The organism is Nostoc sp. UCD121, from assembly GCF_014222285.1.
GTDB lineage: Bacteria > Cyanobacteriota > Cyanobacteriia > Cyanobacteriales > Nostocaceae > Nostoc.
The window spans coordinates 1-16,387 of sequence record NZ_JACKZS010000173.1 but is presented as its reverse complement, the minus strand read 5'-3'; the positions used below and the strand labels follow the sequence as shown (position 1 = coordinate 16,387).

At 41.9% G+C, this 16,387-nt stretch carries 7 protein-coding genes and 4 pseudogenes; 3 read left to right on the top strand and 8 right to left on the bottom strand.

Annotated features, from left to right (window positions below; all coding sequences use genetic code 11):
- Positions 1 to 257 (top strand): annotated as a pseudogene (locus tag GNF10_RS27375) (ISLre2 family transposase); the annotation flags it as partial.
- Between the two features lie 249 nt (positions 258 to 506).
- On the opposite strand, the pseudogene GNF10_RS27370 reads toward GNF10_RS27375, so the two are convergent.
- The 3 genes and pseudogenes from GNF10_RS27370 to GNF10_RS27360 all read right to left on the bottom strand — a co-directional run.
- Positions 507 to 644 (bottom strand): annotated as a pseudogene (locus tag GNF10_RS27370) (dihydroxy-acid dehydratase); the annotation flags it as partial.
- 205 nt (positions 645 to 849) lie between these two features.
- Positions 850 to 2,301, bottom strand: coding sequence for an ATP-binding protein (locus GNF10_RS27365; protein ID WP_185587324.1), 1,452 nt, complete (start codon positions 2,299 to 2,301; stop codon positions 850 to 852).
- A gap of 25 nt (positions 2,302 to 2,326) precedes the next feature.
- Positions 2,327 to 7,702 (bottom strand): AAA family ATPase, encoded by a 5,376-nt coding sequence (locus GNF10_RS27360; RefSeq protein ID WP_185587326.1) that lies wholly within the window; start codon positions 7,700 to 7,702, stop codon positions 2,327 to 2,329.
- 537 nt (positions 7,703 to 8,239) lie between these two features.
- On the opposite strand from GNF10_RS27360, the pseudogene GNF10_RS38945 reads away from it, so the two are divergent.
- Together GNF10_RS38945 and GNF10_RS27355 are read left to right on the top strand one after the other, a co-directional pair.
- Positions 8,240 to 8,731 (top strand): annotated as a pseudogene (locus GNF10_RS38945) (PAS domain-containing protein); the annotation flags it as partial.
- Positions 8,711 to 10,387 (top strand): PAS domain-containing sensor histidine kinase, encoded by a 1,677-nt coding sequence (locus GNF10_RS27355; RefSeq protein WP_311774220.1) that lies wholly within the window; start codon positions 8,711 to 8,713, stop codon positions 10,385 to 10,387. The pseudogene GNF10_RS38945 and the gene GNF10_RS27355, both read left to right, overlap by 21 nt.
- A gap of 19 nt (positions 10,388 to 10,406) precedes the next feature.
- Here the strand turns inward: GNF10_RS27355 and GNF10_RS27350 are convergent, their stop codons facing one another.
- The 5 genes and pseudogenes from GNF10_RS27350 to GNF10_RS27330 all read right to left on the bottom strand — a co-directional run.
- Positions 10,407 to 13,622, bottom strand: coding sequence for a plasmid replication protein, CyRepA1 family (locus GNF10_RS27350; RefSeq protein WP_185587330.1), 3,216 nt, complete (start codon positions 13,620 to 13,622; stop codon positions 10,407 to 10,409).
- A 223-nt stretch (positions 13,623 to 13,845) separates the two neighbouring features.
- Positions 13,846 to 14,451 carry an alpha-ketoglutarate-dependent dioxygenase AlkB gene (locus tag GNF10_RS27345; RefSeq protein WP_185587332.1) on the bottom strand — a complete coding sequence of 202 codons (606 nt, stop codon included), beginning with the start codon at positions 14,449 to 14,451 and terminating at the stop codon, positions 13,846 to 13,848.
- Positions 14,452 to 14,519: 68 nt separating this feature from the next.
- On the bottom strand, positions 14,520 to 14,798 hold the full coding sequence (locus GNF10_RS27340) for a hypothetical protein (protein ID WP_185607279.1): 279 nt from the start codon (positions 14,796 to 14,798) through the stop codon (positions 14,520 to 14,522).
- A gap of 26 nt (positions 14,799 to 14,824) precedes the next feature.
- The gene (locus GNF10_RS27335; protein WP_185607278.1) at positions 14,825 to 15,625 is read right to left on the bottom strand and encodes a KilA-N domain-containing protein; all 801 of its coding nucleotides are present in this window, start codon (positions 15,623 to 15,625) and stop codon (positions 14,825 to 14,827) included.
- A gap of 299 nt (positions 15,626 to 15,924) precedes the next feature.
- A pseudogene (locus GNF10_RS27330) lies at positions 15,925 to 16,387 on the bottom strand (hypothetical protein); the annotation flags it as partial.

The window sequence follows — 16,387 nt, the reverse complement described above, 5'->3', positions numbered from 1 at the left end:
ATTATATTTTAGATGCTTATCGTAAAGGGCGTTTAAATTACGATAAAGCAATAAATAAAAAACTACCTATTGGCAGTAGTGCAATTGAGAGCTTAATTCGCCAAGTTGTAAATTTAAGAATCAAGGGTAATAGTAAATTTTGGTTGAAAGAAAACGCAGAAATTATGTTACATCTGCGTTGTCAATGGATCGCCGGAAGTTGGGATAATTTTTGTGGTTCTATTTTTAATTCCTTTATCAAACCAGAAACTGCTTGATAAATTTTATACTTTACTTCTACTCTCAACTTATTATTTGGTTGAATTAACACTAAGTATAAAAAGCTAATTGTAGATATTTTTGTTAACAATCGTCAAATGGCTTGCTATTAATCTTTTTGAGATATCTCATCAAGATGAATTCTCGTGGCTATCAGCATATATTTAGTAAATAAAGTCACTTCTTACTTAGATTTGATTTTTGCGATCGCTTGTTTTTTACCGGATCTGACAAAACCGCATTGCTCCCCGTGGTGCAGGAGGTTGCCAATTAGCACGACGACGAGCTAATTCTGGCTCAGATATGTTCAACTGCAAGAGGCGTGCAGGTGCATCAATGGTAATACTATCGCCTTCTTCTACAAGAGCGATCGCACCACCCACCGCCATAATCACAGAGATAGCACTCTCTATGGATTTGCGAGTAATAATTTGCCGGGGTAAGATTTGTTTAAGGTCATCTCTTTTGGGCTAGGGAGTCACCAATAACCATGAAAATTGCAACTGCCCATCCTCCAGTGGTCGCCGTGATTCAGTAGACAAACCAAGTTGCGAGAGATACTGCCCCAAAATCCACACAGGGTACTCAACTTTAAATAAAAATATCGATTACAAACTCTGTACCTTTGCCTGGTGCGGAAGAGCAGGTTAAATGACCTCTATGCTGTTCCACTACAATCGAGTAGCTAATCGATAATCCCAAACCTGTACCACTGCCCACAGGCTTGGTGGTAAAAAAAGGATTAAATATTCTCTTAAGTGTTGATTCACTCATGCCTAGACCATTGTCAGCAATGCGAATCAGTACTCTATCAACATCAGCAATTTCAGTGCGAATGCGAATTGTCGGGAGGGAAAATGTTTCACTTGTGATTCCCCACTTGCTAGTCCCCATTTTCAAAGCATCAATTGCATTACTCAAGATATTCATAAATACCTGATTGAGGGCACCGACATAGCAGTTAACCAAAGGCAGTTGGCCATATTCTTTAATCACTGCAATCTCTGGATGCTTATCATTAGCTTGGAGTCGGTGTTGTAAAATTAACAGGGTGCTTTCGATGCCGGAATGAATGTCTACTGGTTTAATTTCCGCTTCATCTAAGCGGGAGAAATTACGCAGTGATTCAACAATATGTTTAATACGCTCAGTTCCAGATCGCATTGAGTCGAATAGTTTAGGTAAATCCTCCATCAAAAAGGGTAAATCAATAGACTCTGCTGTAGTTTGAATCGCCTGCACTGGAGTGGGATAATGTTCTTGATAAGTTTTGATGAGTTTTAATAAACCCTGCATATAAGTTTCTGTATGAAACAGGTTGCCATAAATGAAGTTTGTGGGATTGTTAATTTCGTGAGCAACTCCTGCAACCATTTGCCCCAAAGACGACATTTTTTCTGCTTGAATTAGTTGAGCTTGAGTTTGTTGAAGATGGTCTAGGGCTAGGGTTAGTTCAGAATTTTGGTTCTCTATTTTGAGGATATTACCGTAGGAACGAAGGGAAGAAATCACGACTGTAATCAGCTTTTGCCGTGTCAGTTCTGTTTTGAGCCGATAGTCGTTAATATCGTAATTCAAAATCACCGAGGCTTCCGGCGCTTCTCCAGGCTGACCTGTACGTAAAATAATTCGTACTTTGTGGTTGTGCAATTCTGTACGAATATATTGAACCACCTGCAATCCAGCATCATCTGTTTCCATAACGACATCCAGCAAAATTAACGCCGTATCTGGATGTGTCTGGATTAAATACTTTGCTTCTGTACCAGAATGGGCATGGAGAAACGTCAGAGGTTTACTTTCAAAAGTGCAATCTTCGAGTGCCAGGATTGTAGCTCGATGAACTAATACATCGTCATCCACAATCAAGATTTTCCAAACTGCTACAGTTGCTGGTGGAGAGTTTGGAACCGCTTGGGAAACGCTATCATTGCTTGCTTGTCCACCATTGTCATCTGCAAAGATAAACGTATCATTATTGTCTGCAAAGACAAAAAAAGCATCAGTTTCTGAGTTGGAAACCCTTTGATTTTCGCTGGACATACTCGATCATCCCTAATTCTGGCGTTCATGGAGTAACCTGTGGCTCAAGTGGAAGGGTTACTATAAATAGAGTTCCCTTCCCCACTTCGCTTTGCACATTGATTCTTCCCCGCAATTTTTGGGTGACTAGATTGTAGACAATATGCAATCCTAGTCCTGTTCCACCGCGATGCCTTGCTGTGGTAAAAAAGGGTTCAAAAATGCGGCTGTGATACTCTTCAGGAACACCACAGCCATCATCACGATACTGAATAATGACTCGATCGGCTTGCTGTAACACCTGAAACTGCATTTCCCCAGCTTCTTCGGGCTGATATGCGTGCATGAGAGAGTTCATCACCAAATTGGTGACAACTTGTGCCAATGCTCCTGGATAAGTGCTAATGGTTACAGTATCATCGCCAGTTATAGTTACTGTATGTAGGGTTTTTCTTAAATTTGGTGCCAAACTAAAAAGCGTTTCTTCCAGATAAAGTTTAACCCTAATAGTGCGTTGCTCCAGGTTGGTTTGATCGACAGCAACCTGTTTGAAACTTTGCACCAATTCTGCGGCACTATTAAGGTTTATCAAAATAATGTCTCCACATTCTTTAGCAATGTTTAGGTAGTTGGTTAAATCTGCCCGTTTCAGCTGTCCCTGCTCAACTGTGGTGATGAGAGCGGTAGTTTTATCAATCAGGGTTGATACCAGTGTGATGCTAGTACCAACAGGGGTGTTGACTTCATGAGCAACCCCTGCTACCAAGCTACCTAAAGCAGCCATTTTCTTGGATTCTACAAGCTGATCTTGAGTCGTTTTGAGTTCTTCTAGGGCTTGGGAAAGTTGTTGAGTGCGATCGCTAACTTTCTGTTCAAGAGTATTGTAGAGATTAGCGTTTTCGATCGAAATGGCAGCTTGAGATGATAAGAGCTTGACAATTTCCAACCGATCTGATGTAAACGCTTCCGTAGCCAGGTTATTTTCCAGATATAAAATTCCCAGTAGTTTACCCTGATGCACGATGGGATTACACAATAGGCTCTTGGGCTGGTGCTTTGTGATATAGAAATCAGCCACCAGAACAGCCTCTGTTCTGGCATCAGCGATGACAAGGGATTGTAGACTGCGTTTGACAGTGTAAATTAGACTAATAGGAACATCAAAACTTTGATCTATTGGCAGTGGTAGCCCAATGCTAGGTTCAAGTCCAAGTTGAGCGATAGCCTCTACTCGCAATTCATTCTCTTGCATCAACATCAACACACATTTACTGGCTCCAGCATTGGTGATAATTGCATTGAGCAAGTTAATGAGCAATTTGTCTAACTGAATCTCCCTAGAAAGGCTCTGGGAAGCTTTGAGGATGGTGGCAAAATCTAAGGCTTCAGAGATAGAAGTGCTACTGGAGCTAGATGTTTGCGTTGGTTGATGAATCGTGCGGGCAGGTATAGCAAGGGTTTCTAAGGGTTGGAGAGTGAATTGCTTTTGTTGCAGAATAGATTGTAGTAATTGGGGATAACGTGTTTCCAAGTCATCAATTTTAGCTTTGGCATCCCAATGAGCGTAGCAGTAGTAGGCTTCTTGGATGTAGGCTTGAGCCACCTTTTCTTTGCCCCACTTGAGGTAGAATTTGGCTGCTAATTCATTGCTAAGAGCTTCTTCGTTGAGGTAGCCGTTTTCTTTAGCTACTGCAATGGCGCGATCGTAATACTCCATTGCTTTGAGTGTATCTCCCATCACTCGCGCTATCTCTGCTTCAACTAAATCATACTTATGCTGGTAATTACTTCTAGCAAGATCAGCCCAGTAGCGCATGAGTTTTTGGTTGGTAGCTACTTGATTTAAGCAATCTTCCTTTTGATTCTTATCGCGCTCAGAATACCATGCAAGTAAGGACAAAGAGTAGTAAAAGTTATGTCCGGCAACAAGTAGTGGGCCAAAGGCTCCATCTACAAACTCAGTGGCTATCTCTGCATTAGTTACAGCTTGTTCATACTTTTCAAAGTTATAAAGTACAATTGCTTTAGCTACATAAGTGGCAAATAGTGATTGATGATTATGAGTTTTATGAAAATGTAGTAGCATTTCCGTCTCATTAAAATCAGTACCAGTCAATTGAAAGTGGTCAGAAGTTTGTCCGAGGAAGTTTAAAGTGAGTTGCCTCCAAATCTGGGCATAATCAAGACAATGCTTTTGTTTGAAGTTTAAAAGTAAATCAATATATTTTGCTTGCCTTTTATCAACAGAATTTAGAGGTTCTCCAATCAGGAATAAATGTGTACACTCAGCCATCATTGAATAGCTAGCGTATTCGATGTCTCCGACCTCTAGACCATACTGCATACCTTTTCGTAACAATTGAATAGTATTTCGACCATGCTCCTTACAAGCACAGATAAAAACACCAAAAAGCATATAAATTTTAGAACTGAGTTCTTTAGCGTGGTATTGCTCTAGTAGCTCTAGAGATATCTGACCTGAGTGATAAGCAGTGTCTACATCTTTAATTACAGCAGACAGAAATAAGCCATAAATACCATAGACATAAGCAGCCAAGGATGAATGTCCCTGCTCAAGGCAAAGATGGTGCATTGTCAGCGCTACTGACGGAAACATCTCCGGTTTTACATGATGAACAGGAGGAGTAATGCTAATCAGCAACCGCAGTGCAGCCAGAGATTCAGAATTGCTCATTTCTGGAATATTAGCTAAACTTGTCAACTCTGGTAGTCGCTTTAAATAATTTTCCTTCTCTACATCAGGTAATATCAATGGAATTTTTAAATGCTCTAATGCTTTTAACCCTGTTTCAATAGCTTGAACTTGCTGATCTTGAGCGATATAAATTTGAACTTTTAGCTCATAGGTCTTAATTCTGTCTAACAGATGTGTGGTTTGCTGCAATATCAAATCTGCTAAACTGATAGCTTGCTCAAAGTGGGTACTTAAGTATTCTGCTTCTGCGGTATCCTCATACAGTGCCAGTGTCAGAGCATACTGATTTTGCCAGCTGTCTGCTGCAAGCAGTTTTATTCCTAGCATTAAATACTGAACCGCAGCAGTATAGGCAGTGGAAGCCTTAGCTTTTCGTCCCGCTAATAGATTTAATTGAGCTAGTTGATTGCGTTCAGTCTGTTGAGTAATTAACTCCAAACCCATGTTCAATTGACTAACAATCTGAAAAATGTTTTCTTTTTGCTCATTTGCAGAAAGATTTTTTAACAGTAGCTGTCCCAGTTTTAAGTGAGTAGTTTTTTTCTCATCTTCAGGAATTAAAAAATAAGCAGCTTGTTGCACACGATCGTGTAAAAATTTATAAGTAACTGCTTGTGAGCCTTGTTGAGCAATTATCTGGCTTTCTTGATCTACATAAAATTTATAAACTTCAGTTTGAGGTAAAATTAACCCCTCTTGTAAAGCTTTCCAGATAGCTGTTGCGGTTTGGGCTTCTGACATTTGGGGCATATTCGGAGAGCTTGCGCCTTGCGCGATTGCCAGGGTTGCTAAGTCAAATTCGCTACCAATGCACGCCGCTAATTTCAACACATCCTGCGTTGCTGTTGGCAACTTTTGCAACTGTAATGCCATGAATTCAACAACATCATCCGTGAGAGCTAACGCTTTTACTTGAGGAATATCACACTGCCAATTTCCCCGCTCAAAATCAAACTGTATCAGCCCATCTTCATGCAGTGCTTTGAGAAATTGCGTGCTAAAAAATGGATTACCCTGAGTTTTTTGATAGACTAGTTGAGTTAATGGTTGTGCGACTTCTTCTGAACAACTGAGGGTATCGGCAACTAATTGATTTAAACTCGCTGTACTCAACGGTGCTAATGTAATAATGTTAATTGTAAATTTGGCTTTAACAATCTCTTCTAGTGTCAACATCAAAGGATGAGCAGCAGTAACCTCATTGTCGCGGTAAGCTCCAATTAATAATAAATACCCCCCATCCAAATTATCCATTAACAGCTGCATTAAATTCAAAGATGCTGAATCTGCCCATTGTAAATCATCTAAGAAAATCACCAGAGGATGTTCTTTGGTAGTGAATACTTGGATAAATTTTTGAAATAGTAAATTAAACCGATTTTGTGCCGCAGTTCCAGACAAATTGGGTGCAGGTATTTGTTGACCAATAATTTGTTCTAGTTCTGGAATTACCTCAATAATAACTTGCCCATTATCACCCAGCGCTGCTAATATTTTGGTTTTCCAAGCTGATAATTGATTATCATTTTCACGGCTCAATTGCCCCATTAAATCTCGAAACATCTGTACAAAGGCAGAAAAAGGAATATTACGATTAAATTGGTCAAACTTGCCTTTGATGAAATAGCCACGTTGTTGGGCAATCGGCTTATGAACTTCGTTAATAATCGCTGTTTTCCCAATACCAGAAAACCCTGCTACTAACATCAGTTCCGTACTTCGGCTACGCTCAGTAACCATCTGATGATTTGTAACGCGGTCAAATGCTTCTAGCAAAGTTTTGACCTCCTGTTCCCGACCATAGAGTTTTTCAGGGATAATGAAGCGATCGCTAACATCCCGTTGCCCAATGGGAAAACTTTCAATTTTGCCCGTTTGCTGAAGTTGATGCAAGCAAGTTTCTAAATCATATTTCAGCCCGAATGCACTCTGATAGCGGTCTTCGGCATTTTTCGCCATCAATTTGCTGACAATTTCTGAGAGTATCGGTGCAATTTCTGGATTAATTTCATGTACCAAAGGTGGAAGTTTGGCAATATGGCAATGCACTAACTCCATTGGCTCGTTTGATTGGAAGGGTAATTCCCCTGTCAGTAACTCGTAAAAAGTTACACCTAGAGAATAGAAATCAGTACGGTAATCTATGCCACGATTCATTCGCCCGGTTTGTTCCGGTGACAAATAAGCGAGTGTTCCTTCTAACACATTGGGACTTTTCAGGGTTTGGGTTTCTCGTGGTAGGAGAGATGCAATACTAAAGTCAATAAGTTTGATATCACGAGTTTCTGGATTAATCAGAATATTGGCAGGTTTAATATCTTTGTGAATAATCTGATGACGAATGAGAATATCTAATATATTGCACAGCGCGATCGCTAAAATCAAAAATTCAATGACAGTTGGTACAGTTCCCCATTGCTTTAGGGAAATTCCCCCAAAATCTTCCATTACCAATGCATAGCCATTCTGGTACGTTTCCAAGCTATAGGTTTGAATGATTCCAGGTAAGTTGAGATTTTTAGCTATGGTGTACTGATTGCGAAACGACAAAAGTTCGATGAAACTGGGGTAAGGATTTTTCAGCAGCTTAATGACCACAGGCTTTTGGTCAGTCTCTCGAACTGCTTGATAAACCAAGGTTCTAGAACCGTTGTAGAGTTCTTCACTGACTTGATAGCCGGGAATGGTAACTACACTGCTAATCATAATTCTTTTGAATTTTTAAGACCTTAGCATTTAGTATTCCCAGATTCGCCCCCATCAGTGAGAGATTAAGGTAATTGCATTTTTTCAAGAGGGCGCAGCCCAAAGAGACAAATCTCGCCAGCCGAGCGTAATATTTGACCTGCTCCCACCAAGAATCACTGAGTTCTACCTCTGTGTCCATAACCCCGGATTATTACTTCCATCTTCATTAATGGCGGATGTGGACGGCGATGAAGAAGGCAGGGGTGCAGGAGAGCAGGGGTGCAGAGGAGATACTTATACTAATTTTCCTCTCTGCGTCTTTGCTCGTCTGTCCCTCTGCGTAATTTCAATTCCATGCTGACTCTGTATTTTATCTGCGGAAACCGCATCTCGTTCAAGTTACTCTTAGGGACGTACTTCTACCTTCAGAATTGCTCTTTTTTCACTAAGATTTCCAACAGACAGATATTATTAGAAAGAGGATTGTTACATTACCTAAAAAATAGGGAATCCTAGATTTAAGTACCAAGGAAATCTATTAGTCAGTTAGACCTCATGAACTTTCAACAGCAAGGCATTCAATCCGGTAATAATTTTTCTGTAAACCAATTGCTAAAAGTTGATGAAGTTAGTAGAAATGGTCAGGAAATTGAACATCAATTAGCAGAGCCAGATTTGAAACAGTTGCAAGATAAATTTTTATTACTTATAGAACGTAATCCTTTGCCTTTAATTGAGTGGAATACAGCATTTCAAGTAATACAATGGAATCCGGCTGCTGAACAACTATTTGGATACAGCAAAAGTGAAGTACTGGGTTGTCAGGTACCAGAAATAATTGTGCCAGAAAGTGAGAGAGTAGAGGTCATCAAAATAATGGAGTTATTAATTGAAGAGAAAGTTGGAGGTAATAATCTCAGTAAGAATCTGACAAAAAATGGAACAGTGATTATTTGTGATTGGTGTCACACTCTGATAACTAACGTTGATGGCAAGGTAACTAGTATTGTCTCAACAGTACAGGATATAACAAAAGTAAAGTCATTTGAAAGCGCTCTGCGCGAAAACGAAAAGACCTATCAGCAAATTCTTGATGCAATTACAGATATGGTATTGGTTAAAGGTGCTAAATCTCGGATTATTTGGGCAAATAAGGCATTTCGTGATTATTACGGGATGAGTGAGTCACAGCTTCAAAATATGATTGATGCACCTTTCAGCGAACCAGATCATACCCTGCAATATATCAAAGATGATGCTTACGTATTTGAAAGTGGACAGACCCTAGAAATTCCCCAAGAGCCAGTAAATCGGTACGATGGCGAAGTACGCCTATTCCATACAATCAAATCTGCGATCCGTAACGAACTGGGTCAAGTGATAATGACTGTTGGCGTATCTCGTGATATTAGTGAGCATAAACAAGCCGAGAAAGAACAGGCGAAGTTGTTGGCAATTCTAGAAGCAGCACCAGACTTTATCAGCACTGCTGACTTAACTGGGAAGGTTCTTTACTTTAATAAAGCAGCTCGCCGAATGTTAGAACTGGGGGAAAAAGAATCGCTTCAGGGGAGAAAATTGTGCCAAAATCATCCGAAATGGGCAAATGAAATTATCCAGAATCAAGGATTACCAGAATCAGTTCGAGTCGGTGATTGGGTCGGGGAAACGGCTCTTTTAAAAGCAGATGGGCGAGAAATTCCCATATCCCAACTGATTGTTGCTCACAAATCACCTGATGGAGAAGTTGAATATTTCTCGACAATCGCAAGGGATATCAGCGAACTCAAAGCAGCGGAAGAAACTTTACGGCAAAGAGCGAAAGATTTAGAGCAAACTCTTAAAGAACTACAAAACACCCAAGCTCATTTGCTCCAAAGCGAAAAAATGTCCTCTATTGGTCAATTGGTTGCGGGAGTGGCTCACGAAATGAATAATCCTTTGGGCTTTATTGCTGCCAGTATCAAACAAGCTAAACCCACCTTTGATGATATTGTTGAACACTTAAAGCTTTATCAAGAAAAGTTCCCCACTCCCGGAGATGAAATTCTCATCCATGCTGAAGAAATTGACTTGGAATATAGCTTATCAGATTTACCCGAAATGATTGATTCGATGACGATAGCCTGTGACAGGCTGAAAAATATCAGTACCAGCCTCCGCACTTTCTCCCGTGCCGATAGAGATTACAAAGTACCATTTAACATTTATGATGGCATTGATGGTACGATTATAATTTTAAAACATCGTCTCAAAGCCAATAACAGCCGTCCCGCAATTGAAATAGTGACGAACTACAGTAACTTACCTGAAATTGAATGCTCTCCAGGACAATTAAATCAGGTATTTATGAATCTAATAGCCAATGCTATTGATGCCTTGGATGAATCAAATACAGGTCGGAGTTTTGAGGAGATTAAAGCCAATCCTAATCGGATTACAATTACCACCTCATTGAAAGAAAAACAGGTTGAGGTGAAAATTGCTGATAATGGGGTGGGGATGAGTGAATCAGTCAAGCAAAAAGTATTTGACCATTTATTTACCACCAAAGGTGTTGGTAAAGGAACAGGATTAGGATTAGCGATCGCTGGGTCTATTGTTGTAGAAAAACATGGCGGAACTTTGAATGTGAATTCTACCTTGGGTGTTGGAACAGAATTTGTGATTACCTTACCGATTCTGGCTCAGGCTCAAAGTTAACTTGGTCAAAAGTGTGATTTCAGTTAACCACCGCCAACCAATCGCACACCACAGACCTACACTCGCTCCCAAAGTTAACCCAAATCTGCCACTGCCCCAGATAGCCATTCCAGTAAGGCTCACCATCAGCAACGCCAACAGCCTCGCCAACCTTGGAGACTAACTCGCTGTAGCAAGAGCCAATACTGTCCAAGCCTTGCTGCAATTTCAGTTTCAGCCCTTTCCAGGCTTGCCCTTGGGGACTGCACACTACCTCTTCTAATATTTGGGAGGTTGTGTCAATGACTTGTGTTTGTAACTCTATATTATTCGTGACTGACACCGAATCCCTTGAAAACGCTTCATCCCGATTTAACCACTGTCCAAAAATCGAATCGCGCTGATCATCAGGGGCAACGAATTGATAAACGCACTCTCGATTTTCACGCTTACCCAATCGACCAACGTAAGCCAATTTCAAATCAATCTTGGCAAGTAACTTCTGAGCGATCGCTATCGGTGTGTGTTTTTCCGAGATACTAACATTCAAGTAATTTTTGATAACGTGCCGATGCTTTACAGCCAGCACTTTAAACTCCAGCATCTTCTCGTCAGACCCCCGCAACTGCTCCCCAGGCATGAGCAACTGCAACAGATTCAGTTCTTCTAACAACAGTACAGCAGGTAACATCTGCCCCTTGTTAAAATCCGGTTTCCAGATAGCATTATTACCGGCTTCGGCTTGTGCCTTAGCCCGTTTCGCATCACGGTTTGTCAAAAACTCTCGCCCCAGTGTCAAATAGTAGTGCATCCGCAATTGAGGATACCACCCGTCATCATCCTTCTCCACTAAATCAGGGGTTACGTCAATTTCATAGCGACGGGATAATTCAGCCTTGCGCTGCTGGTGTCGTTCAGTTTTGGTTTTCGCCCGTTTGTCTTGCAGTTTCTTCAATTCGGTTGGGGAGAGTTCATCAGAATTAGTGATCGCTTTACACTCCGCAGCATACAATTCAACCGACGCGGCTTTAACCGACTCGATAACTGCCCCGCTCTCATCATCGTCGGCATCGTCGGCATTAATAATGGTGTACCCATCCTCAACCAAACCCGCAAGCACCGATTCCCGATAACGCCGCATCTCAACGTTGATGACAGAGCCACGCTTACCCCAAGTCTGCAAAGATTCGGGCTGAAAATTCTGGTCAATATAGCTCAAATCCGCATTATCCGCCGCCGACAACAGCGCAATGTTAGCTTGTGTTGCGACGTGTTGACTTCTGAGCAATCCTCCTATCGTTGTGGAACCATTCCCTACAACCGACATCCCCCATTCTCTGACCCAGATATGACGGTCAACTGTCTCCCTAACCCTTGCCAACATTTGACGCACAGAGTTAACCGGCTGCACTCCCTGAAAAATCCCCCAAACACCATCAAAATGTCCTCGAATGTCGATGGATACCCCAGTTTCAAGACTTGGGGAGGCGATAACCAAATCATACTGGGTGAGAATTTCGTTCAGGTGAGCGATACAGCCGAAAGCCGCATGAGATGGATCAGCAACAGATTCGCTGTCAATTCGCAGAATTCGCAGGTGAGGGAATTTGCGGCGAAAACGTTCTTCAAGTGCTTGGGTTCCCCATTTGGACTTAGCCTTTTGAGCAGAACAACAGAGTAAATGATGCCCACCTTTAGCAATGGCTTTATCGAGTGCTGCAATCAAATTCTTCGGGTTACTGCCAGAGTAGTTGTAACAGTTTCCAGCACTTTCACGATAATTGTTGATAATGACGAACGGATTGACACAATATTCCCCAGCAAGTGATAAAACATACTTCACATCTGTGTCGGAAACATCGGCACTAGACAGGTAAATCTTTCCCTGACTACTTCCCAAAACATTCTGTACCAGTTGCTTGAGGTTTTTGAGAACGGATACCCGACGTTTCTGCACTTCCGTACCAGAGTTGAGCAAATGCCAGAAAACTTGGTCGCACTCGTCGATAATTATGACATCATTCGCCCAGTCATTGGGGTTGAATCGCGCCTGACTTTCTTGATGCAGCGAATCAACACAGACCCCGTATCCTAGTAATGTGCCTGTTTCATTCGTGCGGACTTCAGTAACATAGTTCACACCAAACCGATTACACAATGCCTCACCCAGTTGAATACGATGGGTGATAATTAATACCCGTCTCTCTTGGTCATGTGCTTTTGCCACCTCAGTTGCCAGCCATTCGGTTTTACCAGTACCTTTGGGAGCCTTGAGGATAATTAGTTTTTCACCTTCGGGGACGAGAAGCTGGCCCAAGAATCTTTGATTGAGTGCGATCGCTGGCGGGTAAGTTAGCAGAGTAAACAGCTTAATCTCCCACAACTCCAGTGCAACGGCTGTGTTGTAGAGCGCGTCAAAAGCCGGTTGACCCTTGGCGACAATAAAATCATCAACCCCTTTCTCTGCCCCTAGCGGTAAATCAATAACTCGCAGCGAACAACCCTCATTTACCAGCAGCCGTCCCATACGACTGATAGCGGTTCTGACTCGCTGGACTGTCTCAGGTTTGTTGTCCTGGTCAAAGCAAATGTTAACCTGTCTCCCCTGTGTTGCAAAATGTTTCAAGTCGGGAATCAGAAATGGTTTACCGATAGCAGTACCGTACTCATCAGTAGGTGTGCGGTATCCAGCGTTAACACCGGGGATAGCGATCGCTGCATAGCCGGCAGTCAATAACGCCCCCGCTTTTTTAACACCTTCTACAATTGTCACTGGTACATTATGTTGCCAAACCCAGTGCCAGAAGCCCCCAGGATGTTGTAAGTCCTCTTCAGTAATGGGAATGCCGCTACGATTGGAGACTTTCACCCAAATGCGATTCGGCACTAAGAGGAAGAAAGCGCGTGTCTCTTCTCTAAATGGGTGTTCATACTTAATGAATTTGTGAATCTTTTGGCGATCGCGTCGGGGATGGTCGGGTTTGAAACAGCCCCACATCATGTGTGCGTAGTTGTTGAGGGGGTCAATGCCATTGCACCACCAGCCGCCTAGTTCAATGTGCTGGTATTTCTTCAAATCGCGATCGCGTAATCGTCCATCATTGCGACGGGAGATTTTGGGACTGTAGAGCAAGTATTCGTAGGGTGTTGTGCCGTGGAGCGATCGCACATTCAGATGAAAGATTTCTTCGTCAACGCCACTGTTGAACCATTCTTGTAAGTGTAGAGCTTGAGAATCAGATTCGATTATATTCATATCCCCTCCAGTATTTTGAAGCAATGCAAAGCTTGGGGTATTGAGTCATACCGCCTTTTAGATTGATTACGTAGACACAGGTTAAAGAAGCGTGGTTTTAAGGGAAGCAATCAACAGGACTTGTATTGGTAGTTGTTTTTTTCGTCCTATTGACTGCTTTTTAACCGGACTTAATAGTACAGATGAACTAAGAAACTGTCATTTTACATGATCACTGGCCTTGTCAGAATGATCTCCCACCTCCGGTATGTGGTCGGAAGGTGAGATTGATTCGGGTGCTAACCACTTTGTTGGTCTTAGGAACCTGATGCAGATGTGTAGACTGACAGCCTGGGTGCATCACAAGTAGACTGCCGTGTTCCAGCCAGAAGTCCGTTGCCCTGCCATTTCTCGGTTTGATTTGGAATTTGCGACATGAACCCAAGCTGACTGATGCGATTGCAGGGTTAGATCCCATTGATGCTTCATTGTCGGAATGCCACCCGATAGAATCAGTCCCCGTGCGGTATTGATTGCCGATGACAATGCGGAATTTGTAACCAGTTAATGCAGTTATGCGATCGCGCAAGTTAGCCAGATTATCTGTCCAAGTCAGGGGTTTCAAAAATACGCTGTTGGAGTAGAGATAATCGCAGCCGTAGTCCCCGTAAATGCACTCCAGGCGGGGGACAGGCATTGTTTTACCCGCGATTCTGATTTGATTTTGCTGCCACTCCACTTTCAAACAGTGTTGGTAGAGTTCATTGGCAAGTTCCTGGCTTAAGAAATCGGGGTAATAACTGACTGGTAAAACTGGGGCTGATTCAGTGAATAAATTGAGTTGTTGCATGGTAGTTTTCTGCAATTAAAAACGTGTGCTGAAGCAGTTGCTGTTAGTTTTAGTTGCTGGAGAATACTTCACGTTTCTTGAGATACTTGCTCCCAATACTCAACAACAAAATCATGGGCTTGCTGTAACACTTGAGGGAGTAAAAATAAGGGGACTTCCCAAGCCGCAATTACACTACCAGCAAAACATTCTGCAAGTTCAACCCGAATACACTCTGGTAAATTGCTCTCTAAAAACTTGAGTGAATGATCTTCGTTTTCTGGTAGTTGAACAAAAAAATAATCGTCGTGCATGATATCGGCAACAAGACCATATTTTTCTGCCAAGGTTTTTCGTAAAGTGTTCATAACGAAAGGTTGAGTTAGGTAGGGAATTATTGAGAGATGACTTTTACTATTTCGGGCAACCACCGCAGTTGAAAAACAGTTTGGTTTGAGGATTTGGCGACTGCGGGAACCATGCGACCCCATTGCTTACCAGATTCAGTAGGACGATAGGGAATTTTCTTGTCATCAGTTCTGTATTGCAGTCCAGAATTTAGTAAGCAGTGGTTAACAGCCCGTGCAGACATTCCTACTACCTCACCAATTTGTGTTGGATTGAGAAATGCGTCCTCTGCAACATTCGTTTGAGCGATCGCAATCTTGAGTTCATCGGCTGCTGGCTTAAGTGCGGGGTTGACAATTGTTGCAGCATTAACTGCTAACTGGGCAGTGAGGGATTTGTCTAGTCCAGCAAATTCCCCCAACATCATTGCCAACTGTGCAGCTTCATGGGACGGAGCTAATGTATGTGGTGGTTCTTGCTGTAATACTTGCTCTACTTGGGTTGAGAGCATCACTTTCATTAAGGTTCTGTTAGCCCAGATGCGGAATTCGACAGAAACCCACTGAGCTAAATCAATTGCGATTTCTGGATAAATCCAAGTACCTTGAGAACTGCCATAGCCATCAACTTCGATGACAAGAGACGATATCGGGATTCCGATGTCGTTTGAAAGTGCTGTCCAGTAAGCTTTTGTGGACTTCCTTTCTTTGTAGTGCCCCCAAGACTTATTATTTGCATGGCACATCTGAGTTGCATTCACATAGCCTTTAGGTATGCTGTATTTGCCTAACTGCCCAACTTCTGCCATTTGGTTAATATCTGAGTCACGCCATTTGTGTATCAACATAGTCCAACTCTCTATTTATTGTTCAAACAGTTAATCTTTGAAAAGCACTTAGACATTCACGCGCATCAAACTTTTCTCCCCAACTAATGAGAAACGATTCGATATAGTCGGTGTCTTAATTAAGGTTTAGCGGTCTACTATGTGCTGTTTAATTGCGGATTGATTTAGCCCATCAGGGATATCGATGTGTGCTTCACTGATGATTTTTTCAACAACTGTAACGATAACTTTCATGGGTAATTCCTATCTGATTAATTCAGGATTCAGAAGTAAAAATATTCTGAATCCTGATTTATGATTTACATTGCTCCAGCTTTTGTAGCTTGCAACTGTTGCATCCATGCGTTGATTACCGTTAATTCATCAGCACCTAAGCCAACAGCATCAACAACCTGATTTTGATACAAAGATTCAGCATGATTGGGATATTCACACTTGTCTGCTGCCCAAGCCAAACACATGGTTTTCACCAGTTCATTAATCTTGGTAATATGAAGTAGACTTGGGCGGTCAACATCCTGAAATTGCAGCCACTCTCTGACCAAATCAAGTGGATAATCAAGCAAAGTGCGGATATTTTTGATTCGTAGGTCTTGAGGATGTACTGGTTGAGGGACTACGCTAAGTTTGGGTGGAGTTACTGGGGTTTCTACTACAGATGGAATAGTTAATGATGTGCCACCTAATACCAATTTTATATGAAGCTGCATATAATAGAGAAAACAAACTCGATAAATTAAAAGAACAATGAGCCGCCCTTTT